Origin of the sequence: Streptomyces sp. NPDC059957, from assembly GCF_042730015.1 — a bacterium.
GTDB lineage: Bacteria > Actinomycetota > Actinomycetes > Streptomycetales > Streptomycetaceae > Streptomyces.
Genome location: NZ_JBHWMB010000007.1, coordinates 175,063 through 200,660, shown reverse-complemented (window position 1 = coordinate 200,660; position 25,598 = coordinate 175,063). Strand labels below are relative to the sequence as shown.

18 protein-coding genes are annotated in these 25,598 nt (G+C 73.6%); 11 read left to right on the top strand and 7 right to left on the bottom strand.

The window, feature by feature from the left end; all coding sequences use genetic code 11:
• Positions 1-101: 101 nt before the first annotated feature.
• Positions 102-1,328 carry an aKG-HExxH-type peptide beta-hydroxylase gene (locus ACFWBW_RS07610; RefSeq protein ID WP_385369333.1) on the top strand — a complete coding sequence of 409 codons (1,227 nt, stop codon included), beginning with the start codon at positions 102-104 and terminating at the stop codon, positions 1,326-1,328.
• A 173-nt stretch (positions 1,329-1,501) separates the two neighbouring features.
• On the opposite strand, the gene ACFWBW_RS07605 is transcribed toward ACFWBW_RS07610, so the two are convergent.
• The 5 genes from ACFWBW_RS07605 to ACFWBW_RS07585 form a co-directional block, all read right to left on the bottom strand.
• Positions 1,502-5,467 carry a multifunctional oxoglutarate decarboxylase/oxoglutarate dehydrogenase thiamine pyrophosphate-binding subunit/dihydrolipoyllysine-residue succinyltransferase subunit gene (locus ACFWBW_RS07605; protein WP_385369331.1) on the bottom strand — a complete coding sequence of 1,322 codons (3,966 nt, stop codon included), beginning with the start codon at positions 5,465-5,467 and terminating at the stop codon, positions 1,502-1,504.
• A gap of 257 nt (positions 5,468-5,724) precedes the next feature.
• Positions 5,725-6,780 (bottom strand): ATP-binding protein, encoded by a 1,056-nt coding sequence (locus ACFWBW_RS07600; protein ID WP_385369364.1) that lies wholly within the window; start codon positions 6,778-6,780, stop codon positions 5,725-5,727.
• Positions 6,781-6,833: 53 nt separating this feature from the next.
• The gene (locus tag ACFWBW_RS07595) at positions 6,834-7,577 is read right to left on the bottom strand and encodes a response regulator transcription factor (protein WP_385369330.1); all 744 of its coding nucleotides are present in this window, start codon (positions 7,575-7,577) and stop codon (positions 6,834-6,836) included.
• Between the two features lie 279 nt (positions 7,578-7,856).
• Positions 7,857-9,680, bottom strand: coding sequence for a glycoside hydrolase family 3 protein (locus ACFWBW_RS07590; RefSeq protein ID WP_385369328.1), 1,824 nt, complete (start codon positions 9,678-9,680; stop codon positions 7,857-7,859).
• A 131-nt stretch (positions 9,681-9,811) separates the two neighbouring features.
• On the bottom strand, positions 9,812-11,170 hold the full coding sequence (locus ACFWBW_RS07585) for an MFS transporter (RefSeq protein ID WP_385369326.1): 1,359 nt from the start codon (positions 11,168-11,170) through the stop codon (positions 9,812-9,814).
• Between the two features lie 148 nt (positions 11,171-11,318).
• On the opposite strand from ACFWBW_RS07585, the gene ACFWBW_RS07580 reads away from it, so the two are divergent.
• The gene (locus ACFWBW_RS07580) at positions 11,319-11,978 is read left to right on the top strand and encodes a TetR/AcrR family transcriptional regulator (RefSeq protein WP_385369324.1); all 660 of its coding nucleotides are present in this window, start codon (positions 11,319-11,321) and stop codon (positions 11,976-11,978) included.
• A 103-nt stretch (positions 11,979-12,081) separates the two neighbouring features.
• On the opposite strand, the gene ACFWBW_RS07575 is transcribed toward ACFWBW_RS07580, so the two are convergent.
• Positions 12,082-12,726: a hypothetical protein gene (locus ACFWBW_RS07575; RefSeq protein ID WP_385369322.1), complete on the bottom strand. Its 645-nt coding sequence runs from the start codon at positions 12,724-12,726 to the stop codon at positions 12,082-12,084.
• A gap of 185 nt (positions 12,727-12,911) precedes the next feature.
• Here ACFWBW_RS07575 and ACFWBW_RS07570 point away from each other — a divergent pair, with 185 nt between their 5' ends.
• The 5 genes from ACFWBW_RS07570 to ACFWBW_RS07550 all read left to right on the top strand — a co-directional run bounded on the left by ACFWBW_RS07570 (position 12,912) and on the right by ACFWBW_RS07550 (position 19,901).
• Entirely contained in the window at positions 12,912-14,531 is a 1,620-nt protein-coding gene (locus ACFWBW_RS07570; RefSeq protein ID WP_385369320.1) for a hypothetical protein, read from the top strand.
• 398 nt (positions 14,532-14,929) lie between these two features.
• Positions 14,930-15,793 carry a sulfurtransferase gene (locus ACFWBW_RS07565; RefSeq protein ID WP_385369318.1) on the top strand — a complete coding sequence of 288 codons (864 nt, stop codon included), beginning with the start codon at positions 14,930-14,932 and terminating at the stop codon, positions 15,791-15,793.
• A 133-nt stretch (positions 15,794-15,926) separates the two neighbouring features.
• Entirely contained in the window at positions 15,927-16,709 is a 783-nt protein-coding gene (locus ACFWBW_RS07560; protein ID WP_385369316.1) for a DUF4097 family beta strand repeat-containing protein, read from the top strand.
• Positions 16,710-16,951: 242 nt separating this feature from the next.
• Positions 16,952-19,348, top strand: a complete 2,397-nt coding sequence (gene lon / locus ACFWBW_RS07555; protein ID WP_385369314.1) for an endopeptidase La — start codon at positions 16,952-16,954, stop codon at positions 19,346-19,348.
• Between the two features lie 112 nt (positions 19,349-19,460).
• On the top strand, positions 19,461-19,901 hold the full coding sequence (locus tag ACFWBW_RS07550) for a MarR family winged helix-turn-helix transcriptional regulator (RefSeq protein ID WP_243336175.1): 441 nt from the start codon (positions 19,461-19,463) through the stop codon (positions 19,899-19,901).
• 44 nt (positions 19,902-19,945) lie between these two features.
• Here ACFWBW_RS07550 and ACFWBW_RS07545 read toward each other — a convergent pair whose 3' ends face one another.
• Entirely contained in the window at positions 19,946-20,719 is a 774-nt protein-coding gene (locus tag ACFWBW_RS07545; protein WP_385369312.1) for a protein phosphatase 2C domain-containing protein, read from the bottom strand.
• A gap of 416 nt (positions 20,720-21,135) precedes the next feature.
• Here ACFWBW_RS07545 and ACFWBW_RS07540 point away from each other — a divergent pair, with 416 nt between their 5' ends.
• Genes ACFWBW_RS07540 through ACFWBW_RS07525 form a run of 4 tightly spaced genes read left to right on the top strand, consistent with a single transcriptional unit; the run spans position 21,136 to position 25,595 of the window.
• Entirely contained in the window at positions 21,136-24,063 is a 2,928-nt protein-coding gene (locus ACFWBW_RS07540) for a nitrate- and nitrite sensing domain-containing protein (protein ID WP_385369310.1), read from the top strand.
• Positions 24,060-24,563 (top strand): roadblock/LC7 domain-containing protein, encoded by a 504-nt coding sequence (locus ACFWBW_RS07535; RefSeq protein ID WP_385369308.1) that lies wholly within the window; start codon positions 24,060-24,062, stop codon positions 24,561-24,563. The genes ACFWBW_RS07540 and ACFWBW_RS07535 overlap by 4 nt, the downstream gene beginning before the upstream one ends.
• A complete protein-coding gene (locus tag ACFWBW_RS07530) occupies positions 24,560-24,949 on the top strand; it encodes a DUF742 domain-containing protein (protein WP_327254930.1) in 390 nt (129 codons plus the stop codon). The genes ACFWBW_RS07535 and ACFWBW_RS07530 overlap by 4 nt, the downstream gene beginning before the upstream one ends.
• Positions 24,930-25,595 (top strand): ATP/GTP-binding protein, encoded by a 666-nt coding sequence (locus tag ACFWBW_RS07525; RefSeq protein ID WP_385369306.1) that lies wholly within the window; start codon positions 24,930-24,932, stop codon positions 25,593-25,595. The genes ACFWBW_RS07530 and ACFWBW_RS07525 overlap by 20 nt, the downstream gene beginning before the upstream one ends.
• Positions 25,596-25,598 lie beyond the last annotated feature (3 nt).

Here is a 25,598-nt window from a genome sequence, read left to right as displayed (position 1 = left end):
GGATAATCCGTCCGCCCGCCGCGGCCGGACCTGACCGCTTTCCGCCGTTCACCGAGCCCCACTCCAGGGCAGGGATGGAGGGTCCGGGGCGGGAGGTGTGCATGGATCACCCCGAGCCGAGCGACGAGGTGCTGCGGGCACTCGGTTCCACCGAGCCGTCCGCCGAAGGGACCGCGCTCGTGCGCGGCGTACGGCGGGCCCGGCGGCTGCGGCTGCTGCGGGAGCTCGCGCAGCTGCCCGGCGCCCGCACCGGGGAGGCGGCCGAGCGCTGGGCCCTGCTGGAGGAGGCCGGGCGCCGCGCCCCCGGTGCGGTGGCCGACGTGGTGCACTATCCGGCCACCGGGGTGTGGGCCGAGGAGACGCTGCGCCGGCTGCGCACGCGGCAGGGGCCGCCCGCCGACCTCGGACACCTCGGTGCGCTCGCCGCCGCCGCGGCACTGCGCGCCGGGATCGGCTTCAAGATCACGCTGCGGCCCGCGTACGGACGCCTCGCCCTGCCCACGCTCGGACTGCTGCGCCCGGACCGGCCGGGTCCGCTCGCGCTGACCGAGGGCTCCTGGGACCCCGGCAGCCCGGAGGCGCTGGCCCTGCACGCGCTGCCCGACGGCCGTACCGCCCTGGACGACCTGGACCCGTACCGCGCCCCGGGTACGGTGCCCGCCGCCCGCCGGCTCACCCCCAAGGGGCACAAGCGCTGGGACACCCAGTGGTCCGGAGCCCTCACGCTGCTGCGGCGCTACGACACCGCCCGCGCGGAGGAGGCCGGACTGCTGCTGCGCTGCGTGGTCCCGCTGTCCGGCAGCTCCCGCTCCTACGGCGGGACCCTGCCCGCGGCGGCGGGCTCCTTCCTGGCGCGGGCGCAGCCGCCGCCCGCGCTGGCCGCGACCCTGGTGTTCGAGCTGCAGCACGGGAAGCTGGCGGCCCTCGCGGAGGCGCTCCCGCTGCACACCGCCGACGGCTGCGCACGGTACTGGGCACCCTGGCGGGCCGATCCACGGCCGCTGGAGGGGCTCCTGCGGGGCGCGTACGCGCATCTCGGGCTGGCGGGCTACTGGCAGCGCGCGGCGCTCTACGGGGCCAGGGGGGCCTGGGCGCAGCACGCGCGGGTGCGGGCTCAGGTGGCGGCGGTGCTGCCCGTTCTGGTGTCGTGCCCGGAACTCACCCCGGGGGGTCGGGTGTTCGCCGAGGCGATGGCTGCTGCGGAGCGGGCCATGGACGGGGTGCCGGCGCCGGGGTCTCGGTATGCGGTGGCCCGCGGGGTGGTGGAGCGGGACCGGGCCGCGTGGTGCGAGGCGCACCCGAACCTGGCCCCGTACGCGTCCGGCTGACGGGGTGGGCCGCTGCGCGGGGCCGTCCCCTACCCGCCCTTCCACCGTTCCCCGGGGCTCCGCCCCGGACCCCGGTCCTCAAACGCCGGACGGGCTGGATGTGGCTGAGCATGCCGGAAGGCCCGGCTCCCCGAGGGGGGCCGGGCCTTCCGCTGTTCCAGCAAGCGCAGCGCTTAGGCCTCGAAGACCTCGTTCAGGAGGAGCTGCTGCTCCGCCTGGTGGCGCTTGGCCGAGCCGACCGCCGGGGACGAGCCGTGCGGGCGGGAGATGCGGCGCAGGCGCTCGCCGGCCGGGACGTCCGCGCCGACCGCCAGGTCGAGGTGGTCGATCAGGTTGAGCGCGATGAAGGGCCACGCGCCCTGGTTCGCCGGCTCCTCCTGGGCCCAGATGTACTTCGCCGCGTTCGGGAACTTGGCGATCTCCGCCTGGAGCTCCGCGCCCGGGAGGGGGTAGAGACGCTCGATGCGGATGATCGCCGTGTCGGTGATGCCGCGCTTCTCGCGCTCGGCCTCCAGGTCGTAGTAGACCTTGCCCGCGCAGAAGACCACCTTGCGGACCTCGTTCGGGTCACCCGCTCCGGAGGAGATGCGCGTGTCGCCGATGACCGGACGGAACGAACCGGTCGTGAACTCCTCCGCCTTCGACGCCGCCGCCTTCAGACGCAGCATCGACTTCGGGGTGAAGACGATGAGCGGCTTGTGGTGCGGGTTGTGGACCTGCCAGCGCAGGAGGTGGAAGTAGTTCGACGGGAGCGTCGGCATCGCGACCGTCATGTTGTCCTGCGCGCACATCTGCAGGAAGCGCTCCGGGCGGGCGGAGGAGTGGTCCGGGCCCTGGCCCTCGTACCCGTGCGGGAGGAGGAGCGTGACGCCGGACGTCTGGCCCCACTTCTGCTCGGCCGAGGAGATGAACTCGTCGACGACGGTCTGCGCGCCGTTGACGAAGTCGCCGAACTGGGCCTCCCAGAGGACCAGCGCGTCCGGGCGGGCCAGCGAGTAGCCGTACTCGAAGCCCATGGCCGCGTACTCGGAGAGCAGCGAGTCGTAGACGTTGTAGCGGGCCTGCTCGTCCGACAGGTAGAGCAGCGGGGTGTAGTCCTCGCCCGTCTCCCGGTCGATCAGGACCGCGTGGCGCTGGCCGAAGGTGCCGCGGCGGGAGTCCTGGCCGGACAGCCGGACAGGGGTGCCCTCCATCAGCAGCGAGCCGAAGGCCAGGGTCTCGCCCATGCCCCAGTCGATGGTGCCGTCGTCGATCATCGCCGCGCGGCGCTGCAGCTGCGGCAGCAGACGCGGGTGGACGGTGACCGTGTCCGGGATGTTGACCTGGGCCTCGGCGATCCGCTTGACGACCTCCTGGGAGATCGCGGTGTTCACGAAGACCGGGAACTCCTGCGCGACCTGCGCGGGCGCCACCGGGGCGACCGCGGGCGCCGTTGCGGCCTCGCGGACCTCCGCGAAGACCTTCTCCAGCTGGCCCTGGAAGTCCTGGAGCGCCTGCTCGGCCTCTTCCAGGGTGATGTCGCCGCGACCGATGAGGGACTCGGTGTACAGCTTGCGCACCGAGCGCTTCTTGTCGATCAGGTCGTACATCAGCGGCTGGGTGAAGGCCGGGTTGTCCGACTCGTTGTGACCGCGGCGGCGGTAGCAGATGAGGTCGATGACCACGTCCTTGTTGAACGCCTGGCGGAACTCGAAGGCCAGGCGCGCGATGCGGACCACGGCCTCCGGGTCGTCGCCGTTCACGTGGAAGATCGGCGCCTCGATCATGCGGGCCACGTCGGTCGCGTACATCGAGGAACGCGAGGACTCCGGGGCGGCGGTGAAGCCGACCTGGTTGTTGATGACCACGTGCACGGTGCCGCCGGTGCGGTAGCCGCGCAGCTGCGACATGTTCAGCGTCTCGGCGACGACGCCCTGGCCCGCGAAGGCCGCGTCGCCGTGCAGGGCGACGGGCAGGACCGTGAAGTCCGTGCCGCCCTTGTTGATGATGTCCTGCTTGGCGCGGACCACGCCCTCCAGGACCGGGTCCACCGCCTCCAGGTGCGAGGGGTTGGCGACGAGCGAGACCTTGATCTGCTCCCCGTCCAGGCCCGTGAAGGTGCCGTTGGCGCCCAGGTGGTACTTGACGTCGCCGGAGCCGTGCATGGACTTCGGGTCGAGGTTGCCCTCGAACTCGCGGAAGATCTGCGCGTACGACTTGCCGACGATGTTCGCGAGCACGTTCAGGCGGCCGCGGTGGGCCATGCCGATCGCGACCTCTTCGAGGCGGGCCTCGGCGGCCGAGTCGATGACGGCGTCGAGCAGCGGGATGACGGACTCGCCGCCCTCCAGGGAGAAGCGCTTCTGGCCGACGTACTTCGTCTGCAGGAAGGTCTCGAAGGCCTCCGCGGCGTTCAGCCGGCGCAGGATGCGCAGCTGCTCCTCGCGCTCCGGCTTGGAGTGCGGGCGCTCGATGCGGTCCTGGATCCAGCGGCGCTGCTTCGGGTCCTGGATGTGCATGAACTCGACGCCGGTGGTGCGGCAGTACGAGTCGCGCAGCACGCCGAGGATGTCGCGGAGCTTCATCATCGACTTGCCGGAGAAGCCGCCGACCGCGAACTCGCGCTCCAGGTCCCACAGGGTGAGGCCGTGCTCGGTGATGTCGAGGTCGGGGTGCTTGCGCTGCTTGTACTCCAGCGGATCCGTGTCGGCCATGACGTGGCCGCGGACCCGGTAGGAGTGGATCAGCTCGAAGACGCGGGCGGCCTTCGTGACGTCGTCGTCGTGCGAGGCGTCGATGTCCCGGAGCCAGCGGACCGGCTCGTACGGGATGCGCAGCGCCTCGAAGACGTCGTCGTAGAAGCCGCTCTCGCCGAGCAGCATGTTCGCGACGATGCGCAGGAACTCGCCGGAGGCCGCGCCCTGGATGACCCGGTGGTCGTAGGTCGAGGTCAGGGTCATGACCTTGGAGATGCCCAGCTTGTTCAGGGTGTCCTGCGAGGTGCCCTGGAACTCGGCGGGGTAGTCCATGGAGCCGACGCCCATGATGACCGACTGTCCGGGCATCAGGCGGGGCACGGAGTGGACGGTGCCCAGGCCGCCGGGGTTGGTGAGGGAGACCGTCACCCCGGTGAAGTCGTCCATCGTCAGCTTGCCGATGCGGGCCCGGCGGACGATGTCCTCGTAGGCCTGCCAGAACTCGAAGAAGTTGAGGGTCTCGGCCTTCTTGATGCCTGCGACGACGAGCTGGCGGTCACCGTTCGGCTTCACCAGGTCGATCGCGAGGCCGAAGTTGATGTGCTCCGGCTTGACCAGGGTCGGCTTGCCGTCCTTCTCCGCGAAGGAGTAGTTCATCGACGGCATGGCCTTGATGGCCTGCACCATCGCGTAGCCGATGAGGTGGGTGAAGGAGATCTTCCCGCCCCGGGCGCGCTTCAGGTGGTTGTTGATGACGATGCGGTTGTCGAACAGCAGCTTCACCGGGACGGCGCGGACGGACGTGGCCGTCGGCACTTCCAGCGAGGCGTTCATGTTCTTGACCACGGCAGCAGCCGGGCCGCGGAGCGTCACCAGTTCGGGGCCGGCAGGGGCCTCGGTGGCGGGCGCGGCCTGACGAGGGGGCGCGGCGACAGCCGCTCCAGTGGAGCCGCTGCTTGCAGCGGGGGAGGGGGTGGTGGCCGGAGCGGCCTGGGAGGCGGGGGCAGCCGGTGCGGCGGCGGCCGGGGCCTGGGAGGTGACAGTCACAGCAGGGGCACCAGAGGGGGTGGCAGGTACAGGGGCAGGTGCTGACACGGGCGTCGCGGGCGCGGCGCCGGGGGTGGCCGGCGCGGCCGCCCCCGTGGCGGCGGCGTCGGAAGCCTGCGGAGCCGTGGCGGTGACGGGGGCGGCGGCCTGTGCGGAGGCGCCGTCCGTCGTCGTCGCGGCGGGGGGAGCGGGCCGGTCCGTGGGCTTGTCCGCCTTCACCGGAGCGACAGCGCCACCCGGCTTGTAGTCGGCGAAGAAGTCCCACCAGGCCCGGTCGACCGAGTTCGGGTCCTGGAGGTACTGCTGATAGATCTCGTCGACGAGCCACTCATTCGCGCCGAAGCCTGGGGCGGGGTTCTTCCCGCTCCCTCCTGCTTCGGTCGTGGTGCTCGAGTTACTGGGGGACTGTGGCGACACGGCGGCAACCGCCCTCTTCCGCTTCACAAGGTATGGACAGCGGGAATAAAGGCTACGCCTCCCGGGCCGTGAGATGCAGACCGGGCGGGACTTACGTCGCGTAGGTCACATCGAACGGCGGGTTTCACCACCTGGAATGGCGGGAAACAAGCGTGGTTCGGGCAGGAGGCACCGCGGTTGCGGCCCCCTGGCTTCGCACCCCTGACGGACCCCGGCGCATGTGGCCGAGATCATGTCCTTCCCACTCGAACCCTACGTCAACCCGGCGCCTGCGAGCTGCCCGGAAGCGTGACAAGGATCCGGCAGCCCCGTGACGATTCGGCCACTCCGATGTCCCCTCCGTGCAGGCCGACCGCCCAGCGGGCGATGGCCAGGCCCAGGCCCGTGCCCCCGTCGCCGCCCCGCGCACTGCCCCGGTTGAACCGCTCGAAGACCCGGTGGCGCTCCGCCTCCGGAATCCCGGGACCTTCGTCCCGAACCTCCAGCTCCAGGCTCCCGGGCGCGTCGCCCGCCCGGGCGTGCACCGTGACCCGGCCGTGCGGGGGGCTGTGCTTGACCGCGTTGTCGATCAGGTTCGCCACCACCTGGTGCAGCCGCTCGGCGTCCGCGTACGCGGTCAGGTCCGGCGGGGACACGTCCAGGTGGAGGTGGACGTCGTTGCGGGTGTGCCCGCCCGAGCCGGAGGACAGCCCCGGCCGGCCGGCCGCCGCCAGGCCCGACTCCTTCAGCACCCCCGACAGGTACGGCCACACCTCGAAGCGGCGGGCCCGCAGCGGCACCACCCCGTTGTCGACGCGGGAGAGGTCCAGCAGGGTCTCGACCAGCCGGCCCAGCCGCTCGGTCTGCTTCAGGGCCGTGCGCATGGTCTCCGGATCGGCGGCGGAGACCCCGTCCACCACGTTCTCCAGTACCGCCCGCAGGGCCGCGATCGGGGTGCGCAGCTCGTGCGAGACGTTGGCGACGAGCTCCTTGCGGTGCCGGTCCACCGCCTCCAGGTCGTCCGCCATCAGATTGATGGTGGCGGCCAGGTCGCCCAGCTCGTCGCGGCGGCCCGCCCCGCGCACCCGGCGGGTGTAGTCCCCGTGGGATATCGCACGGGCCACGGTGGTCATGTCGTCCAGCGGAGCCGTCAGGCTGTGCGCCACGAACTGGGTGATCAGCATCGAGGCGATCACCGAGAACACCGTGATGAAGCGCACCTCGGTGGCCGTGCGCAGGGCCACCATCAGCAGACCCGTGGTGATGAAGACCGACACCACCACGAGCGTGCCCAGCTTGGTCTTGATCGAGAACGGGGAGAAGGGCCGCAGCACCCCGGGCGGCCGCTGCCCGGGCCGGCGCTGCTGCCCCGGCGGCCGGTGGCCGCTCACGGCTGCGCCGGGGTCTCCAGGGCGTACCCGACGCCGTGGACCGTACGGATCCGCTCGGCGCCGATCTTCCGGCGCAGCGCCTTGATGTGGCTGTCGACCGTACGGGTCCCGGACGCGTCGGCCCAGTCCCACACCTCGGCGAGCAGCTGCTCGCGCGAGAGCACCGCCCGCGGGGTACCGGCCAGGCACACCAGCAGGTCGAACTCCGTCGGCGTCAGGTGCACGTCGTCGGTGTGCACCCGCACCCGGCGCTGCGCGTGGTCGATCTCCAGATCGCCCAGGCGCAGGGTGGCCCCGCGCGGGGCGTGCGCGGCCACGTTGGCCCGCTCCACCCGCCGCAGCAGTACGTGGACCCGCGCGGCCAGCTCGCGCATCGAGAAGGGCTTCGTCATGTAGTCGTCGGCGCCGACCCCGAGGCCGACGAGCATGTCGGTCTCGTCGTCCCGGGCCGTGAGCATGAGCACCGGAACCGGCCGCTGGGCCTGGACGCGGCGGCAGACCTCCAGGCCGTCGAAGCCCGGCAGCATGACGTCCAGGACCAGGAGATCCGGCAGCCAGCCCTCGGCCGCGGCGACGGCCGCCGGCCCGTCCGCGGCCGTCTGGACCTGGAAGCCCTCGGCGCGCAGCCGCGCCGCGATGGCCTCCGCGATGGTGTGGTCGTCCTCGACGACGAGTACCCGGCGCTGCGCGCCGGGGGTGGCCGCGGCGCCGTTGTGGGTGGTGGTGTGCGTCTGTTCCATGTCCCGCCCCTGAAGGATCCCGCGTGGTAGGGGTGCAGCGTAGAGGAGCGGCTGGGCTCCGGCTATGACGGGTTCGCTGCGCGGGTTCGTTGCCGGTGCCTCTGCCCCCGGACCTGCGCGGCAAACGCCGGCGGGACTAGATCTTGGCCACTGCCGGCCGCACGTGCGGGCGGTCGACGGGCAGATCGAGCCCCGCCGGCGTTCCAGGCGCGGGTCCGGGGCGGAGACCCGGGGCTCGGGCGGAGGGGGTGGGGGACTTCGCCCCGCAGGGCTACAGGGCTACAGGGTCAGGCCGTGCCCGTGCGGGAAGACCGGGTTCTCGGTGTCGTTCGGGACGTCGGGCCGGGAGGCCGCGACGGCCGCCATCGAGCGCGGGAGCTCGAAGGGCAGGCGCCCCGAGGCCGTGGCCCGGCCGAAGGCCACGTCCAGGAGGGCGGCGTCCGAAGCGCCGTAGTCGGCGATCAGCGCGGCCGCACGCTCCGCGATCTCGGGGATCACCGCCGCCCGCTCCAGGTTGATGCAGACCAGCGTCGGGACGGCGTCCAGCAGGGACAGGATCTCGGTCAGCTCGGGCTCGGGGAAGGCCAGCGAACCCGAGTGGAAGAAGGACTCGAAGATGTTCGTGCGCGGCTCGTGCGGGGTGCGCAGCCGCAGCACCGCCAGGTCCGCCTCGGCCGGGTCGGACACGATGTCCCCGTACGCCGCCGCGACGTCCGCGTCCACGTCCTTGACGTACAGCTTCGGCCGGCCGGGGACCGGCAGGGTCTGCCCGGTGTTGGTGAGCACCGTCAGGGAGCGCCGCTGGGCGGCGGCGCCGGCCGCGGCGAAGTCGGCGCGGCCGACCGTCTCGGCCGCCGCGTCCGGGTCCACGTACGGGTTCTCGAACAGGCCGAGGACGAACTTCTCGCGCAGCAGCCGGCGTACGGACGCGTCGATCCGGGCCTCGGGGATCCGGCCCGAGCGGACCAGCTCCACGATGACCTCGGGGCACTGCTCGCCGCCGAACTGGTCCGAACCCGCCTCCAGCGAGCGGGCCGCGCGCTCGGCGGTGCTCAGGTGCTCCAGGCCCCACGCGCGGGCCGGGTGCTCCTCGCCGAAGATCACCGAGTCCGTGAGCAGGCCCCAGTCGGTGCAGACGATGCCCTGGAAGCCGAGCTCCTCGCGGAGCAGGCCGGTGACGACGCCCTTGTTGAAGCCGAAGGCGACCTCTTCCCAGTCGGTGCCGATGGGCTGGCCGTAGTACGGCATCATCTGCGAGCAGCCGGCCGCGATGGCCGCCTTGAACGGCTCCAGGTGGTGCTCGCGCATCCCGCCCGGGTAGACCTGCTCCTTGCCGTGCGCGAAGTGCGGGTCCTCGCCGTCCTTCTGCGGGCCGCCGCCGGGGAAGTGCTTGACCATCGCGGAGACCGAGGCCGCGCCCAGCGTCTCGCCCTGCAGGCCCCGTACGTACGCCTGGACGAGCTCGCCCGTCAGCTTCGCGTCCGAGCCGAAGGTGCCCGACTGGCGGGCCCAGCGCGGCTCCGTGGCCAGGTCTATCTGCGGGTGCAGGGCGACGCGGAAGCCGACGGAGAGGTACTCGCGCCGCATGATGTCGGCGAACTCGAAGACCAGCTCCGGGTCGCCGATCGCGGCGAGGCCGATCGCCTCGGGCCAGGCGGAGAAGGCGCCCGCGTTGAAGGAGGCGCCGACGTTGTCGGTGAAGGAGTGCCGGGGGTCGGTGGACAGGGTCACCGGGATGCCGAGGCGCGTGCCGGCGGCCATCTCCTGGACGGCGTTCTGCCAGGTCGCCATCTCGCGGGCGCCGTAGCTGCCGAGGAGGTTGAAGTGGGTGAGGGAGCGGCCCTCGATCAGCTCGGGGGTGGTGAAGGGGAGGATCGAGCCGTCGGTCTCGGTGACCGGGGTGCCGTCCGGGTTCATCATCAGCATGGAGTGGAAGAGCTGGCCGGCCTTCTCCTCCAGGGTCATGCGGGAGAGCAGGTCCTCGACGCGGTCGTCGACCGGGAGGGAGGCGTCCCGGTAGGGGAGCGGGGCGGCGGGGCCGGTGGGGGTGGCCGGATCGCTCGGGGTGCTCGGGGTGCGCGGGGTGCTCGGGGTGGCGTTCATGGCGGGGCTCCTGAGGAGGTCGGTCGCGCGGGAGGTCGCGGGGGCGGGTGCGGGAGCGTGCGTGGGGACGGGCGGCTGATCGGGGCCGGGTGCGTGGGCGTGGGCGTCGGCGGGTCCGGGCGGACGGGCCGTCATGTGACCGAGCGGATCAGCTGGACGAGTGCGGCGCCGACGGCCGCCGCGATGCCGCCGACGAGGAAGAGGGCGCCGTAGTTGCCCCCTGTGCCGATGGCGAGGACGAACGGCGCGAGCATCGGGACGAGGGACTGGGGGAGGGCGTTGGCGATGTTGAGGACGCCCATGTCCTTGGCGGCTGTCTCCGGGTCGGGCAGGACGGCGGCGGCGAGCGCCACGTCGACCGCGAGGTAGAGGCCCTCGCCGAAGCCGAAGACGGCCACGGCGAAGAGGAACATCCCGAAGGTGCCCGCGGTGGCGATCAGCAGCAGCCCGACGCCGATGACGAAGGCGGAGGCGAGCACGAAGGGCTTGCGGCGGCCCGTGGCGTCGGACAGCCAGCCGCCGGCGAGGGAGCCGGCCACCACACCGCCGACGGTGACCAGGGTGGTGGTGAACATCTTCGAGGCGACCTCGCCCTCGGCGACCCCGAGGCGGTCCATCAGGAAGTAGACCTGGTAGCTGGTCACGCAGGCGATGCCGATGAAGACCAGGAAGCGGCTCGCGAAGTTCCACGAGTAGTCGGGGTTCTTGCGCGGATTCACCCAGAAGCTGTGCAGGAACTCCCGCAGGCCGTACGGGGCCACGGACTCGGCGCGGGCCGGCCGGTCGGGCATCACGGCGGCCAGGACGCACACCCCGAGGACGCCGACGACGGCCGGGACGATGAAGGCCAGCGCCATGTTGTCCGTGAAGAGCTGCGCGAGGAAGCTGCCCGCCACCATCGAGACGGACAGCATCATGCCGACCATGCCGGAGACGCGGCCGCGCTGGTGGTCCGGGATCAGGTCCGGGATGCAGGCGGTGACCATGCACAGGGCGGCGTTGCAGCCGAGCTGCGCGATGGCCCAGCCGGTGAGCAGCGTCGTGACGCCGGAGCCGAGGCCGACGACGGTCAGCCCGACGGCGGCGACCGCCATGCCGCCCACGAGCCAGGGGCGGCGGCGTCCGAACCGGCTGGTCGTGCGGTCGGAGAGGGCGCCGAAGAGCGGGTTGCCGACGAGGGCGAGGAGCGCACCGACGGAGAGCACCTTGCCGAGGGCGGCGCCGCGCTCCGCCTCCGGGACGATCTGGGCCACGCGCAGGGCGAGGGTCACCACGATCGGGGTGAAGACGGCGATGCAAACGCCGAGCTGGGCGGCGACCAGGCCGAAGATCAGCTTGGCGGGGGCGTCGGCGGGGGTGGCGGCGATCGGGGCATGGGCCGGGGCGCCGGTCGGGGAGTGGGCCGGGGCGTTGGCCTGCGTGGCCTGCGTGGCCGGATCGGGTCGGCCGGTGGCGTCGAGTGCGCTTCCGGGGTCCTGCGTGAGCGGCATGGGGGCTCCAACGTCTCCGCGTCGGCCTCGTCGCCGACCGGGCGGTTTCACCGTAGGCGCGAAAACCATGCACTCACTAGGTTTTCGTCGAGTGAGCTGGATCACCCCATCGGGATGGCCGGAAACAGTCGGGTTTAGGGTGGTCCGCATGGCACAGGACAAGGGCCGAACGGCCCCCAAGGCGGCGGCCGCCCGGGGCGGCTACGCGGTGGGCGACGCCCGTCGCCAGAAGATCCTCGACACCGCCGTCGAGCACTTCGCGCAGTGGGGCTTCCACGCCTCCTCGCTCGCCCGGATCGCCAACGACTGCGGGATCACCCAGGGCGGGCTGCTGCACCACTTCCGCGGCAAGGAGGACCTGCTGCTGTCCGTCCTGGCGCAGAGCGAGCAGCACGACGTCGAGCGGCTCTTCGCCGGGTCCGCCGAGGAAGTCGCCTCGGTCGCCGTGCACTTCGCCGCGGTGGCCGCCCTGGCCGAGGACAACGCCCGCCGGCCCGGTCTCGTACGGATGTACAACACGCTGGTCGGCGAGTCCGGGAACCCGGGCCACCCCGCGCACGCCTACTTCCGGCAGCGCTACGACCGGGTCCTCGGCTACAGCGTCGACCTGCTCCGGGCGGGCGTGGCGCGCGGCGAGGTACGGCCGGACACGGACTGCGAGGCCGTCGGCCGCGAGATCATCGCGGTGATGGACGGGTTCCAGATCCAGTGGGTGCTGGACCCGCAGGGCGTGGACATGGCGGTCCTGCTGCGCGGGTACCTGGACCGGCGGCTACGGGAGATCACGGTGGCGGGGACGGGGCTGTGACGGGGCGGTAGGGGTGACCGGGGCGGTGGGCGGTTGGGGTGACCGGGGCGGTGGGCGGTTGGGGTGGTACCCCCGTCCGCCGGTCCCGGGAGGGCTGCGCGTTTCAGCGCGGCTCGAAGGGCGGCAGGGCGCTCAGGACCCCTTCCAGGGGGCGCGGCAGCGTGGTCTGGGCGGCGGCGACCTCGTGGCCGCCGTGCCGGAAGGCGTACGTGAACGCGTCGGCGGCGGGCTGGTCGGGGAACGAGATCCGCGGCAGGCGGGGGAAGTCCGCCTCCCGGAGCGCGGTGCGCAGTTTTGTGAGGGCGGCGGCCGAGAGCTTGCCGCGGTCCACCGTCTCGGCCTTCGCGTTGAGCCGCAGGAACGATCCGTCACCCTTGATGATCAAGGTGTGGGTCTTTCCGGTGATGCCGCCGCTGCGGGTGACCGCGACGAGGGTCTCGCCGACGGTGGGCACCGAGCCGCTGGGCGCGGGCGCGGGAGCGGAGGTACTGGGCGCGGGCCGCGGGGCGGGAGCGGTCGTGCCGGTGCCCGGTGCCGGGCTCTGGCCGGCGCTCTGACCGGGGGACGGCGTCCCCGGGGCGTCGCCCGTCGCCGTCCCGGACGGGGCGCTGCTCGAGGCGGGGCCGGTACCGGTCCCCGTGCTCGCGTTCGGTGTCGGTGAGGCCCCACCCCCCTTGGGCCCGCCGGAGGAGCAACCGCCCAAGCCCGCCACCACGGCCAGCGCCACGGCCGCCGTCGCCAAACCCACTCGCCCACCACGTGCTCGCACGCCCCACCCCCGCAGGTATCCGGCTCGAACCCCGAGTATGGAGTCAGCACCACCCGCACGGATAGCACCCGGAGGCCGACATCCGCCGCTTCGCCCCTTGGCGCTGGCTGCCGCCGCTCACCGCCCTCGCGCTCGGCCTCTGGGGCCTCTCGCGGGGCGGCTCCATGTGGCGCGACGAGTCCGTCACGTGGCAGGTCGCGCACCGGCCGCTCGGACAGCTCTGGGAACTGCTCGCCCAGGTCGACGCCGTCCACGGCCTCTACTACCTGCTGATGCACGCGGTCTTCGCGGCGACGGGCACCGACGCCCCCGACTCCGGCCTCTGGGGCCTCTGGGCGCTGCGCCTCCCCTCGGTGGCCGCCACCGCCCTCGCGGCGTCAGGCGTGGCCGCGGTGGCCCACCACCTGACGGCCGCGGTGCCGCGCCGCGGGGGCGGGGAGCACGGGCCCGGCGCCCCTGACCGGCCCGGCGCCCCTGACCGCCCCGACCGCCTCGACCGGCGCTGGGGGCCCAGGGGCCTCGACCGACCGGCCCGGCCCGGCGGGTCTGGCGGCCCGGCCCCTGCCGACCGGCCCGAGTGGGCCGGTGGCCCGGAGCGCCTCGGCCGCTCCGGCCGTTTCGACGGGTCCGGCGGCTCGGGCGGGTCCGCCGGATTCGGCGGCGCCGACGGATCCGGTGGGCCCGAAGGTCCCGGCGGCCTCGACCGGTCCGGCGGCCCGGCCCCCGTCGACCGGTCCGACCGCCCCGGTCGGGTCGCGTTGTTGGCCGGGGTCGGGTACGCGCTGTTGCCGCCCGTGCAGATGTACGCCCAGGAGGGGCGCTCGTACGCGCTCGTCGCCGCGGCCGTCGTCTGGGCCACGTACCTGATGCTGCGCGAGCGCTGGGTCGCCTACGCCGTCGTGCTCGTGCTGGGGTGCTGGCTGCACGAGTTCGCCGTACTGGCGCTGCCCGCGCACGCGTTCGCCGCCCGGCGCTCCCGTGGCTGGCGGCTCGCCGCCGGGGCCGTGGTGGCCGCGCTGCTGCCGCTCGCCCTGGTCAGCGCGCGGCAGGCGCAGCAGCAGCTGGGCTGGCTCGGGCGGCCGAGCTGGCAGGACTGGGCGGCGTACGGGGTCCTCGCGGCGGCCTCGCTGCTCCTGGCGCGGGGAGCCGCGCGGGGACTCGTACGGGTCGCCCTGCCGCTGGCGCTGCTGCCCCCCGGGCTGTTGCTCGCCATCTCGCTGGTGCACCCCTGGTACGTGGACCGGTACGTCCTCTACGCACTCGCCGGCCTCGCCCTCCTCGCGGGGGCGCGGCTCGCCACGGCGCGGGGCTGGTGGGTGTGGCCGCTGGTCGGAGTCCTGCTCGTCCCGGTCGGGTTCTGGTCCGCGTGGCTGCGTACGCCCGAGAGCCGCAAGGACGACGCGCGGGCCGTCGCGGCGGCCGTCCACGCACTCGCGCGCCCGGGCGACGCGGTGCTGTTCCTCCCCTCGCGGCGGCGCGAATGGCTGCTGTCCTCGCCGGACACCTACGGACCCCTCCGCGACCTCGCCCTGTCCCGCACCCCGGCGGCTTCGCGGAGCCTCCAGGGCGTGGAGCGCACTCCGGAGGAGATCCAGGCGGCCCTGCTGGACCCGGCCGTCGACCGGGTGGTCGCCCTGCTCGACCCGGTGGGGCAGCCGGTGGACGGCCACCCGGCCGAGGCGGTGAAACGCCAGACGCTGGTCTCCTCCTTCGACCTGTGCTCCGTGACGGACGTGCGCGGCGCCCGCGTGGCCCTCTTCGCCCGGCCGGACGACTGCCCGTAGCTCCCGGCGGGCCCGCGGGTCCGCTCCCGGCGCGCTGTCCCGTCCCCATGCCCCGGCGTACCGACTGCTCCGCGGGGTACCGGGGCTCCGTCCCGAACCCCGCGCCTGCGCCCCGAACCCCGCGCCTGCGCCCCGAACCCCGCGCCTGCGCCCCGAACCCCGCGCCTCACACGTCGGCGAGGCTGGATCCGGCCCGCCACGTGCACGAAGCGCCCGGCACCGTCCCATCGCGTGCGCGGAGTACGGGGGGTTGGGCGCCGGTTCGCCCCGGGGGCGGTGTGCCGTGGGCAACGTGCCTGCAAGAGGGGTGGGTTCGCAGGAGGTGGGGGCGCGGGAGGGAGGATGGGGGCGGGCCGCCGACCTCGCCGGGGCCCGCCGACTTCTGCCGGAGGTGCCGAATGGACGCAGCCCACCCCCACTCACACGGCCTCGTGCCGCCCGGTCCGCTCGTCAGCGGCGACTGGCTCGCGGAGCGGCTCGGGATACCCGGGCTCGTCGTCTTCGACGCCTCCGTCGGGGCGCACCGCGACACGGGCCGGCGGATTCCGGGCGCCCGTCCCTTCGATCTCGACGGCGCGCTGTCCGACCACACCGCCGCCGCCCCGCACACCATGCCCGGCCCCGCCGCCTTCGCCGAGGCGATGCGCGCCCTCGGCGTCGACGACACCAGCACGGTCGTCGCGTACGACGGCGCCGGGATCTACTCCAGCGCCCGCGCCTGGTGGATGCTGCGTGCCATGGGCTTCGACCGGGTCGCCGTCCTCGACGGCGGGCTGCCCGCGTGGCTCGCCGCCGGGCTGTCGGTGGAGGAGCGCCCGCCGGGGTACGAGGGCCCGCGCGGCTCCTTCACGGCACGGCCCCGCGCCGGGCTGCTGGTGGACGCGGCCACCGTCTCGGCGGCCCTGGCCGATCCGGCCGCCGCGGTGCTCGACGCCCGGACCCGCGAACGCTTCGCCGGCACCGCCCCCGAGCCCCGTCCGGGCCTGCGCGGCGGCCACATGCCGGGCGCGGTCAGCCTCCCCTTCGGCGAACTGCAGCGCCCCGACGGCCTGATGCGCCCCGCAGCCGAACTCCGTACCGCCTTCGGCGCGGCGGCGGGCGAGCGGGAGCGGCTGTACTTCAGCTGCGGCTCCGGGGTCACGGCCTGCGTGCTCGCCCTCGGCGCGGACCTCGCCGGGTACGGGGAACTCGCCGTGTACGACGGCTCCTGGAGCGAGTGGGGCATGCCCTCCCCGGACCGGCCGGTCGTACAGGGGAGTTAGGCCGCCCAGGCCGGCCGCTCCGGATCTCGCCCCGCCCGCCCAAATCCCGCCCCCCGGCCGGGGGTTAGCCCCACCCCGGATCCGGGCACCGGCCCCATGCCCCCCCGGGGCCCCGCACGGGCACGATCGAAGCATGACAACGAAGCGCAGCGCCAAGGCCACCGTCACCGCCACGTACACCGCCGCAGCCCTCGCCGCGGGTCTGCTGCTCACCGGTTGCTCCTTCGACTCGCTCGCCTCCCGGCGCGGACCGGAGAAGACGGCGAGCGCCGATGCCACGGTGACCGAGGCCGTCACCGCGGTCGAGGTGTCGGACACCGGCAGCGGCTCCATCGAGGTGGTCGCCGGATCCGGTCCGGGCGTGACGGTCCACCGCACCGTCCGCTACTACGGCGACACGGTGCCCGTGCCCGCCCAGCGGATCGCCGGCGGCGTCCTGACCCTCACCAACGGCGACTGCTCCGGCCGCTGCTCCGTCGACTACCGCCTGGAGGTACCGGCCTCCGCGACGGTCCGGGCCGAGAGCAGCAGCGGCCGCGTCACGGTGGCGGGGGTGGCCGCCGCGGACGTCACGACCTCCGCCGGCCCGGTCCGGGCGGACCGGATCGCCGGCCCGCTGAAGGTCCGTACGTCCTCGGGCTCGATCACCGCCGGGGAACTGTCCGGGGCGGGCGCCGACGCCCGCTCCTCCTCCGGCGACGTCCGCCTGGCCTTCACGAAGGCGCCTGCCTCGGTCGCCGTGGAAACCACCTCGGGCGACGCCAGGGTGAAGGTTCCCGCGGCGCAGGCCCCGTACGCCCTCGACGTCTCCACCGACTCCGGCGAGCGGGAGATCTCCGTCCCCGCGGACTCGTCCGCGACCGCCCGCCTCGCCGTACGGACCTCGTCGGGCGACATCGCCATCTCGGCGGCCTGAGCCGCGCCCGTCCGTGCGTCTGCCCGTCCGTCAGCCAGTCCGTCCGTCCCTCCGTGACCTACAAGGCTTCGACGATCTGCTCTCGCCTTCAGCCGCGGTGACCTGGGTGTTTCCGGCGATGTCGTCGCCCGGCCGGGACCTTCCCACCCCTGTTCGCCCCCGGCGAACGGGCGTTGGGGAACATCAGGGGGCGCACATGCATTGAGTCGGCATAGCTCAACTTCACTGCCGGAGGGAAGATCATGGCTTCGACGTCCGTAACGCTCACCCTGCCCGTACTGCCGCTCGACGACGAGGTCGTGCTGCCTGGGATGGTCGTTCCGCTGGACCTGTCCGATGCCGAGGTGCGGGGTGCCGTCGAGGCCGCTCAGGCCGCAGCCGCGGGGGACAAGCCGAAGGTGCTGCTCGTGCCGCGCATCGACGGGAAGTACGCCGCGACCGGCGTGCTCGGGACCGTCGAGCAGGTGGGGCGGCTGTCCGACGGGGACCCCGGGGCGCTGATCAGGGGGCGCGGCCGGGTCCGTATCGGGGCCGGGACGACCGGGCCCGGGGCGGCGCTCTGGGTGAAGGGCGAGAGCGTCGAGGAGGGCGTTCCCGATCCGCTGCCCGGAGCCGTCACCGAGCTCGTCAAGGAGTACAAGGCGCTCGCCACGAGCTGGCTCAAGAAGCGCGGCGCCTGGCAGGTCGTGGACCGGGTGCAGCAGATCGAGGGGGTCGGGGCCCTCGCGGACAACTCCGGCTACTCCCCGTTCCTGAGCGTCGAGCAGAAGGTGGAGCTGCTGGAGACGGCCGACCCCGTCGCCCGGCTGCGGCTCGCGGTCAAGGCCCTCAGCGACCACCTCGCCGAGCAGGACGTCGCCGAGTCCATCGCCAAGGACGTCCAGGACGGCGTCGACAAGCAGCAGCGCGAGTTCCTGCTGAAGCGTCAGCTCGACGCCGTGCGCAAGGAACTGCGCGAGCTCAGCGGGGAGAAGGAGGGGGAGGAGTCCGACGACTACCGGGCCCGGGTCGAGGCCGCCGACCTGCCCGAGAAGGTCCGGGAAGCCGCCCTCAAGGAGGTCGACAAGCTGGAGCGCTCCAGCGACCAGTCCCCGGAGGGGTCCTGGATCCGCACCTGGCTGGACACCGTGCTCGAACTGCCCTGGAACGAGCGGACCGAGGACGAGTACGACATCCGGGGAGCCCGCGCCGTCCTGGACGCGGAGCACGCCGGGCTGAGCGACGTGAAGGACCGGATCACCGAGTACCTGGCGGTGCGCAAGCGCCGCTCCGAGCGCGGGATGGGCGTCGTCGGCGGGCGCAGGGGCGGGGCCGTGCTGGCGCTCGTAGGCCCTCCGGGCGTCGGCAAGACCTCCCTCGGGGAGTCCGTGGCCCACGCCATGGGGCGCGAGTTCGTCCGCGTGGCCCTCGGCGGCGTCCGCGACGAGGCGGAGATCCGCGGGCACCGGCGTACGTACGTGGGCGCACTGCCCGGCCGGATCGTACGGGCGATCAAGGAGGCCGGGTCCATGAACCCGGTCGTCCTGCTCGACGAGATCGACAAGGTCGGCTCCGACTTCCGGGGAGACCCGGCGGCCGCGCTGCTCGAGGTCCTCGACCCCGCCCAGAACCACACCTTCCGGGACCACTACCTGGAGGTGGAACTGGACCTGAGCGACGTGGTGTTCCTCGCCACCGCGAACGTGCTGGAGGCCATCCCCGAGGCCCTCGCCGACCGGATGGAACTGGTCCGCCTCGACGGCTACACCGAGGACGAGAAGGTCGTCATCGCCCGCGACCACCTGCTGCCCCGGCAGCTGGAGCGCGCGGGCCTGGCCGCGGAGGAAGTGGTCCTGGAGGAGGACGCACTGCGCAAACTGGCAGGGGAGTACACCCGCGAGGCGGGCGTGCGCACCCTGGAGCGCTCCCTCGCCCGGCTGCTGCGCAAGGTGGCCTCCCAGCACGAACTGGGGGAGCGGGAGCTGCCGCTGCGGATCGGCGCCGAGGACCTGCGGGCACTCATCGGGCGGCCGCACCACGTACCGGAGTCCGCGCAGGACCCGGCGGAGCGGCGCACCGCGGTACCGGGCGTGGCCACCGGCCTCGCCGTGACCGGGGCGGGCGGCGACGTCCTGTTCGTCGAGGCCTCGCTGGCCGATCCGGAGACGGGCGGGGCCGGGCTCACGCTGACGGGCCAGCTCGGAGACGTGATGAAGGAGTCGGCGCAGATCGCGCTCAGCTTCCTGCGCTCGCACGGCGCCGAGCTGGAGCTCCCCGTCGCCGACCTGAAGGACCGGGGCGTGCACATCCACTTCCCGGCGGGCGCGGTGCCCAAGGACGGTCCGAGCGCGGGCATCACGATGACGACGGCGCTGGCCTCGCTGCTGTCGGGCCGGCAGGTCCGCACGGACGTGGCCATGACCGGCGAGGTCTCGCTGACCGGGCGGGTGCTGCCGATCGGCGGGGTCAAGCAGAAGCTGCTGGCCGCGCACCGGGCCGGGCTGACCACCGTCATCATCCCGAAGCGGAACGAGGCCGATCTGGACGACGTTCCCGCCGAGGTGCTGGCAGGGCTGTCGGTGCACCCGGTGACCGACGTACGGCAGGTCCTGGAGCTGGCGCTGGCCGCGGACGAGGTCCCGGTGACGGCCGCGGCCTGACCCGGAGGGCACGTACCAGGGGCCCGGGGTCCCCCGCTCCGGCGGGGCCCCGGGTCCCCGGCGTACCCGCTGCGAAATACTGGTGGGCCACACACCAGAGAAGGAGCGGGCCTTGCACGGGACCGAAGACCAGGAGTTCCTTGCCCTGGAGCGGGAGCTGTCCGTCTTCCTCCGACGGGCCCGCGCCTCCTCGGGGGAGATGGCGCGCGAGCTGCACCCGGAGCTGGAACCGGCCGCGTACGGGCTCCTCGTGCGGCTGGAGGCCGCCGGGCGGCAGCGGGCGACCGAGCTCGCCGCGTACTTCGGGGTCGGCAAGGCCACGATGAGCCGGCAGCTGCGGGCCCTGGAGGTACTGGGCCTGCTGGCCCGCGAACCGGACCCGGCCGACGGGCGGGCCTTCCTGGTCGGCCTCACCGAGGAGGGCCGGGAGCGCTTCCTGCGGGTCCGGGGCGCCCGGCGCGAGCAGTACATGCGCAAGCTCGCGGACTGGGACCGCGGAGAAGTGGCGGAACTGGCCCGGCTCCTGAACCAGTTGAACGCGGGCGGGGAGTAGCAGCACCCGGGGCCGGGGCGCCGTCGGGAGCCCCTAGTTTTTTTCTAGAGCTCCGCGTAAGCCGCCGACGCGTCGTCGTGGCGCTTGCCGCGGCGGTGTGCCCGGCCAGGGTCCGATTCCAGTGTGCGCACCCGGTCGATCAGGGACCGCGCGCCCTCCTTGCGCAGCACGGCCAGGCATTCGGCCCAGTCGCCCTCCCCGAACGTGTCCGTCCACCGGCCGGCCCCGTCCGTGAGCGCCGCCACCGCCCGCACCTGCGCGCGCGGCGTCCGCCCGGTCACCGCCCGGGCAGCCACCTCCGGGTCCGCGGCGGCGGTGAAGAATCCGCCCTCCGCATTGCGCAGCGCGTCGGCGGAGGCGTGCGTACGCAGCTGCTCGCGCGGGATCCGGTCCAGCCGGTCGTCGAGGACCGCGCGCACCTCGCCACCGGGCGCCTGGAGGAGGAGTACGGAATCCGAGAGCACCAGGTGCTCGACCCAGGACTCGTCCCAGCGGACCACGACCACCGTGGCCTGCGGCGTCCGGACGTGAGAAAGGTCACACGTGTCGCGATGGGCGTCCGCGGTGTCGCGGATGGCCTCCGCCAGGACCCGGTCCAGGGGCATGTCCCGGCGCGATCCGGACAGTTCGGTCAATCGGCCGCCCAGCCGGGCCGCGAACCACGGCACTCCGTGCGCGCATCCGACCTCGCCCGGAGGTGGCGTGACCCCGTCGAGGGCCACCAGGACGCCACCGCCCGAGGCGGGGATCGCGGCCGACAGCCAGTCCTCGTTGGGGCGTTCCGGATTGCCGGGGGCCGAGGAGAGATCGATGCGCATGCTGACATTCTGCCCGCGCGGGGCTCCGTGAGGGCGGGAAGGGCCGGGGAAGGTCCGTACCAAAGCGGGACGGGTGGGGCGTCAAGGGTCCCCCGGCGTCGGCAGGGTGACCCGCGTCATGTGGGCGGGCATCCTGCCAAAAGCCGCATCGATCTTTCAACCACCCGTCCACGGCCGGGCTCTGACAGCCGATCGCCGAGTTGGTCGCCCACTCTTCCGTGCTGTTCACTCCTTCGTGTGGCCGGGCGGGCGATGTACGGCCCTCTTCCCAACTCACTGCGAGGGTCTGAAGCGGTGCGGCGGTACGGCACGGCGGTACAACGGAGGCGGGTGACCGTCTGCGGTGACCGGCCGTCACCCCGGCCCCGACAGACAACGAGCACGAGCAGCACACGTAAACAGGATTGCGAGCACCGGTGCAGAAGAAGCGGCCTCGGAAGAACGGCACCGTCGCGAACGGCACCGCACCCGACGGCACCGCACCCGTCCGACGAGCCCCCGACGGCCCGGTCTCCGCGACCGCTCCCGCGGGGCGCCGCGTCCGCGTGCGCCGCAGGCTGGTCATCGGGGTCGCCGTGGCCGGGCTCGCCGTCCTCGCGGCGGGAGCGCCCGCCGTCCTGTCCGCCTCCGCGGACCTGAAGGACTCCCAGGAGCTGGTCACCCTCGCGGACCGGAGCCGGCAGACCCTCACCCTCGCCCACCTGCTCGGAGACGAGCGCGACGCCGTCACCGCGTACGTGGCCAAGGGCCGCCCCGGCGGCGTCCGGGGCAAGCAGGCCGCCGCGGTCCAGGCACGCGCCGCCGGCACCGACCGCCAGCTCGCCGAGGTCCAGGCCGAGGCCGACGAGGAGCTGGCCCAGGCCCTCGGCCGGGTCGGCGCCGTCCGCACCGAGTCCATCGAGGGCAAGGACAGCGCCCTCACCGCACACCAGGCCTACTCCGGAGTGATCGCCGAACTCCTCGCGCCGAGCAGCCGGCTCGCCGAGCTGACCCCGCCGCGCGCCGCGGACGCCCTCGTCACCACCCGCCCGCTGGGCCCCCTCGGCCAGGCCGCGGAGCAGGCCTCCGCTACCCGCGGACTGCTGCTCGCCGCGCTGTCCGTACCGGGCGGCGACCGGCAGCCGGGCAGCGCCTACGTGGACGAACTCGCCGCAGCCGCCCAGCGGGCGCGCGTACGGGAGCAGGGCGCGCTCGACGACTTCGCACGGGCCGCACGGCCCGACGTGCGCCAGAGCCTCGCCGCCACCGTCACCGGACCCGAGGTCAAGACGGCCGACGACTACCTCAACCGGCTCACCGACCGGCCCTCCCTCTCGGCCGCCGACCGCAGGCTCGACCCCGGCACCGTCGGACCGGCCCTCACCGCCCGCGTCGACCGGATGCGCTCGGTCGAGGCCACCCTCGCCGGCCAGCGCGCCACCGCGCTCGCCGCGCTGCGCGACGACGACGTGACCGCGCTGGAGATCAAGCTCGCCTTCCTCGGCGTGCTGTTCCTCCTCACCCTCGGCTTCTCCACCGCCATCGCGCGCTCCCTGACCCGCCCGCTGTCGGTCCTGCGGCGCGGCGCGGCACGGCTGGCGACGCCGGAGGGCTCGGTGCAGCCGGTCCGGTTCACGGGCCGCAACGACGAGTTCGCCGAGGTCGTGCGCCACCTCAACTCGGTGCGCGACCAGACGGTCTCCCTGCACACCCGGATCGCCGGGCTCGACGCCGACCGCCGCCGCCTCATCGGCCGCAACGAGGCGCTCTCGGCCGGCCGGGAGGCGCTGGAGGCAGAGCTCGCGCAGCTGCGGGCGGGGCTGGAAGAGCACCGCCGCATCATGTCGACCACGTCGGTATCGCTGTCCCTGCGGACCCTGGGGCTCGTCGAGCGCCAACTCGCCGTCATCGAGGAGCTGGAGTCCGAGGAGCCGGATCCGGACCGCCTCTCCACCCTCTTCAAGCTCGACCACCTGGCGACCGTGATGCGCCGCCACAACGAGAACCTGCTGGTCCTCGCCGGCCAGGAACACGGCCACGGACAGGGCGCGGCGGTCCCGCTGGTCGACGTCATGCGGGCGGCGGTCAGCGAGATCGAGCGCTACGAGCGCGTCGACCTCGGAGTGCTGCCCTCGTACACGCAGGTCGCCGGGCACGCCGCCGACGACATCTCGCACGTACTGGCCGAGCTGCTGGAGAACGCCACGACCTTCTCGCCGCCGGACGCCAAGGTGAAGGTGTCCGGATGGCTGCAGGACTCCGGTGACGTGGTGCTGTCCGTCATCGACGAGGGCATCGGGATCACCGGGGACCGGCTGGCCACGCTGAACGAACGGCTGGCCGCGCCGGACGCGTACGACGAGGAGCCCGAGTCGGAGCACGGCCTGGGCCTCGGCCTGTACGTGGCCGGGCGGCTCGCGACCCGGCACGGGGTCGGCGCCGAGCTGCGCACCCTGCGGAACGGCGGTACGGAGGCCCTGGTCGTCGTACCGGCGGCGCTGCTGCCCGCCACCCCGCCGGTCTCCCCGGTCCACACCCTGGGCGCGCCGGGCGCACCCGCGCTGCACCTGCCCGGCGTGATCGCGGAGGCCAACGAGAACACCCTCCCCTCGCGCGTACGGGGCCTTGCCGCCCCCACGCCCGAGAGCCCCACGCCCGCGACCCAGACGGCCGCGACCCAGACGGCCCCGGCCCTGCCGGAGCCCGCCCTCGATGCATCCCCGGAGCCTTACGCGGACCGGGAGCCTTACGCGGACCCGGAGCCTTACGAGGCCCCGGAGTCCGCGGCGGAAGCGGACCCGGAGCCCTACCTGGAGCCGAAGTTCTTCGCGGAGCCGGCCCCAGACTCCTTCCCCGAGCCGGAGCCCGCGCACGAGACCGCGCAGGCCTCCGCCGCGGAGCAGCCCGCCCGGGTGGCTCCGGAGCCCGCTCCGGCGGCGTTCGCGCCTCCGGCCGGGCAACTGCCGCCCATGGAGCAGGTGTTCCGGGTCCCGGCGCCGGTCGAGGTGCCCGCCGAGCAGGTGTTCCGCGTACCGCCGCAGGCCGAGGCGCCCGCCGGTGCCGCGGGTACCCCGGCCCCGAAGGGGGCCGAGCCGGAGGAACTCCTCACCGACAAGGGGCTGCCCAAGCGGAGCCCGCGCGTGGTCGCCGCCGGGCGCGGCGACGAGGTGCGCCCGGCGCCGGGCCGGGTGGACGCCGAGGAGCTGCGCCGCCGCCTCGGCGGGTTCTACCGGGGCGCCCAGGACGGGCGCCGCGTCGTGGAGGCCGAGCTCGCGCACGCCCCCGGTCAGGACGCGCCGCAGGACCCGCCGCAGGACCAGGGGCAGACCGACCGGGGGGACACCGCACAGGAGGCACGCACATGAACGCGTCCAGTACGTACGGACTGAGCACCCAGGCACGCAACCTTCAGTGGCTGCTGACCGACCTCGTCGAGGAGGTCCCCGGGGTCAATTCGGTGGCCGTCGTGTCCTCGGACGGGCTCCTCCTGCTGTCCTCCGATCCGGTCGCACCCGACACGCCATCCGCGCCCGGCGGATCCTCCGCACCACCCTCACGCCCCAGCGGGCCCCGCGGTGCGTCCGCCGATCTCGCGACCATCGTCTCCGGCCTCGGCTCGCTCACCACGGGCGCCGCCGCCCTGATGGACGGCGGCTCGGTCAAGCAGACGATGGTGGCCATGGAGCACGGTTCCGTGTTCGTCATGGCCATCAGCGACGGCTCGCTCCTCGGCGTGCACGCCACGCCCGACTGCGACATGAGCGTCGTCGCCTACCACATGGCCTTGTTCGTGGGCCGCGCCGGCCACGTCCTGACCCCCGAAGTCCGCAGTGAGCTGCGCCAGTCGATGGAGAACACCCCGTGAGGAGTCCGGCCTCCGACCGGCTGCCGATACGCGGCGCCGATCGCCGTCCCGCCCGCGTACGCCCGTACTCCCTTACGGGCGGCCGCACCCGCTTCACGCAGATCCTGCACGTCGAGACCTTCGTCGCGGCCCTCGACACCAAGGTGTCCGAGCCGCGCAAGGCCGACCGGATGCCGGAGATGCCGGCGATCGTCGAGGTGTGCCGCCGCATGCGCACGATCGCCGAGATCGCCGCACTGCTGAAGCTGCCGCTCGGCGTGGTCCGCGTCCTGGTCAGCGACCTCGCCGACCAGGGCAGGATCCGTGTCTACGGGACCGGGCACGGCAGCGGCCGTCCCGACCGCGCTCTGCTCGAAAGGGTGCTCAGTGGGCTCCGCCGTCTCTGAAACCGATCTCTTCTCCCCGAACACGGACCCCGACTCGGCCGCCGGTCCGGACCCGGATCCGGACGAGCCCGTACAGCCCTGGCAGTACGACCGCTCGCGCGCGCCCGTCGCCGTGAAGGTGCTGGTGGCGGGCGGTTTCGGGGTGGGCAAGACCACCTTCGTCGGCTCCGTCTCCGAGATCCGGCCGCTGCGCACCGAGGCGGTGATGACCGAGGCCGCCGCTCCGACCGACGACCTGTCCTCGACCCCGGACAAGCACACCACCACCGTCGCCATGGACTTCGGCCGCGTCACGCTCGACGACGACCTCGTCCTGTACGTGTACGGGACCCCCGGCCAGGAACGCTTCTGGTTCATGTGGGACGACCTGGTGCGCGGGGCCGTCGGCGGGATCGTCCTCGCGGACACGCGGCGGCTGCGCGACTGCTTCCCCGCGCTCGACTACTTCGAGAGCTGCGGGCTGCCGTACGCCGTGGCCGTCAACCACTTCGAGGGCACGCCTTCGTACGAACCGGAGGACGTGCGGGAGGCGCTGACCATACCGGCGCGCGTACCCGTCGTGATCATGGACGCACGGCGCCGGGTCACGGTACTGGAATCCCTGATGACCCTCGTGGGCCACGCCCTCGACTCGACCCCCGAATAGAGA

What these genes read in the sequence shown, in the direction of transcription:
- ACFWBW_RS07585 (WP_385369326.1), bottom strand. Translation starts at nt 11,170, where the DNA reads ATGCCGCTCACGCAGGACCCCGGAAGCGCACTCGACGCCACCGGCCGA.
- ACFWBW_RS07565 (WP_385369318.1), top strand. Translation starts at nt 14,930, where the DNA reads ATGGACGCAGCCCACCCCCACTCACACGGCCTCGTGCCGCCCGGTCCG.
- ACFWBW_RS07570 (WP_385369320.1), top strand. Translation starts at nt 12,912, where the DNA reads ATGTGGCGCGACGAGTCCGTCACGTGGCAGGTCGCGCACCGGCCGCTC.
- ACFWBW_RS07590 (WP_385369328.1), bottom strand. Translation starts at nt 9,680, where the DNA reads ATGAACGCCACCCCGAGCACCCCGCGCACCCCGAGCACCCCGAGCGAT.
- lon (WP_385369314.1), top strand. Translation starts at nt 16,952, where the DNA reads ATGGCTTCGACGTCCGTAACGCTCACCCTGCCCGTACTGCCGCTCGAC.
- ACFWBW_RS07560 (WP_385369316.1), top strand. Translation starts at nt 15,927, where the DNA reads ATGACAACGAAGCGCAGCGCCAAGGCCACCGTCACCGCCACGTACACC.
- ACFWBW_RS07580 (WP_385369324.1), top strand. Translation starts at nt 11,319, where the DNA reads ATGGCACAGGACAAGGGCCGAACGGCCCCCAAGGCGGCGGCCGCCCGG.
- ACFWBW_RS07535 (WP_385369308.1), top strand. Translation starts at nt 24,060, where the DNA reads ATGAACGCGTCCAGTACGTACGGACTGAGCACCCAGGCACGCAACCTT.
- ACFWBW_RS07595 (WP_385369330.1), bottom strand. Translation starts at nt 7,577, where the DNA reads ATGGAACAGACGCACACCACCACCCACAACGGCGCCGCGGCCACCCCC.
- ACFWBW_RS07610 (WP_385369333.1), top strand. Translation starts at nt 102, where the DNA reads ATGGATCACCCCGAGCCGAGCGACGAGGTGCTGCGGGCACTCGGTTCC.
- ACFWBW_RS07545 (WP_385369312.1), bottom strand. Translation starts at nt 20,719, where the DNA reads ATGCGCATCGATCTCTCCTCGGCCCCCGGCAATCCGGAACGCCCCAAC.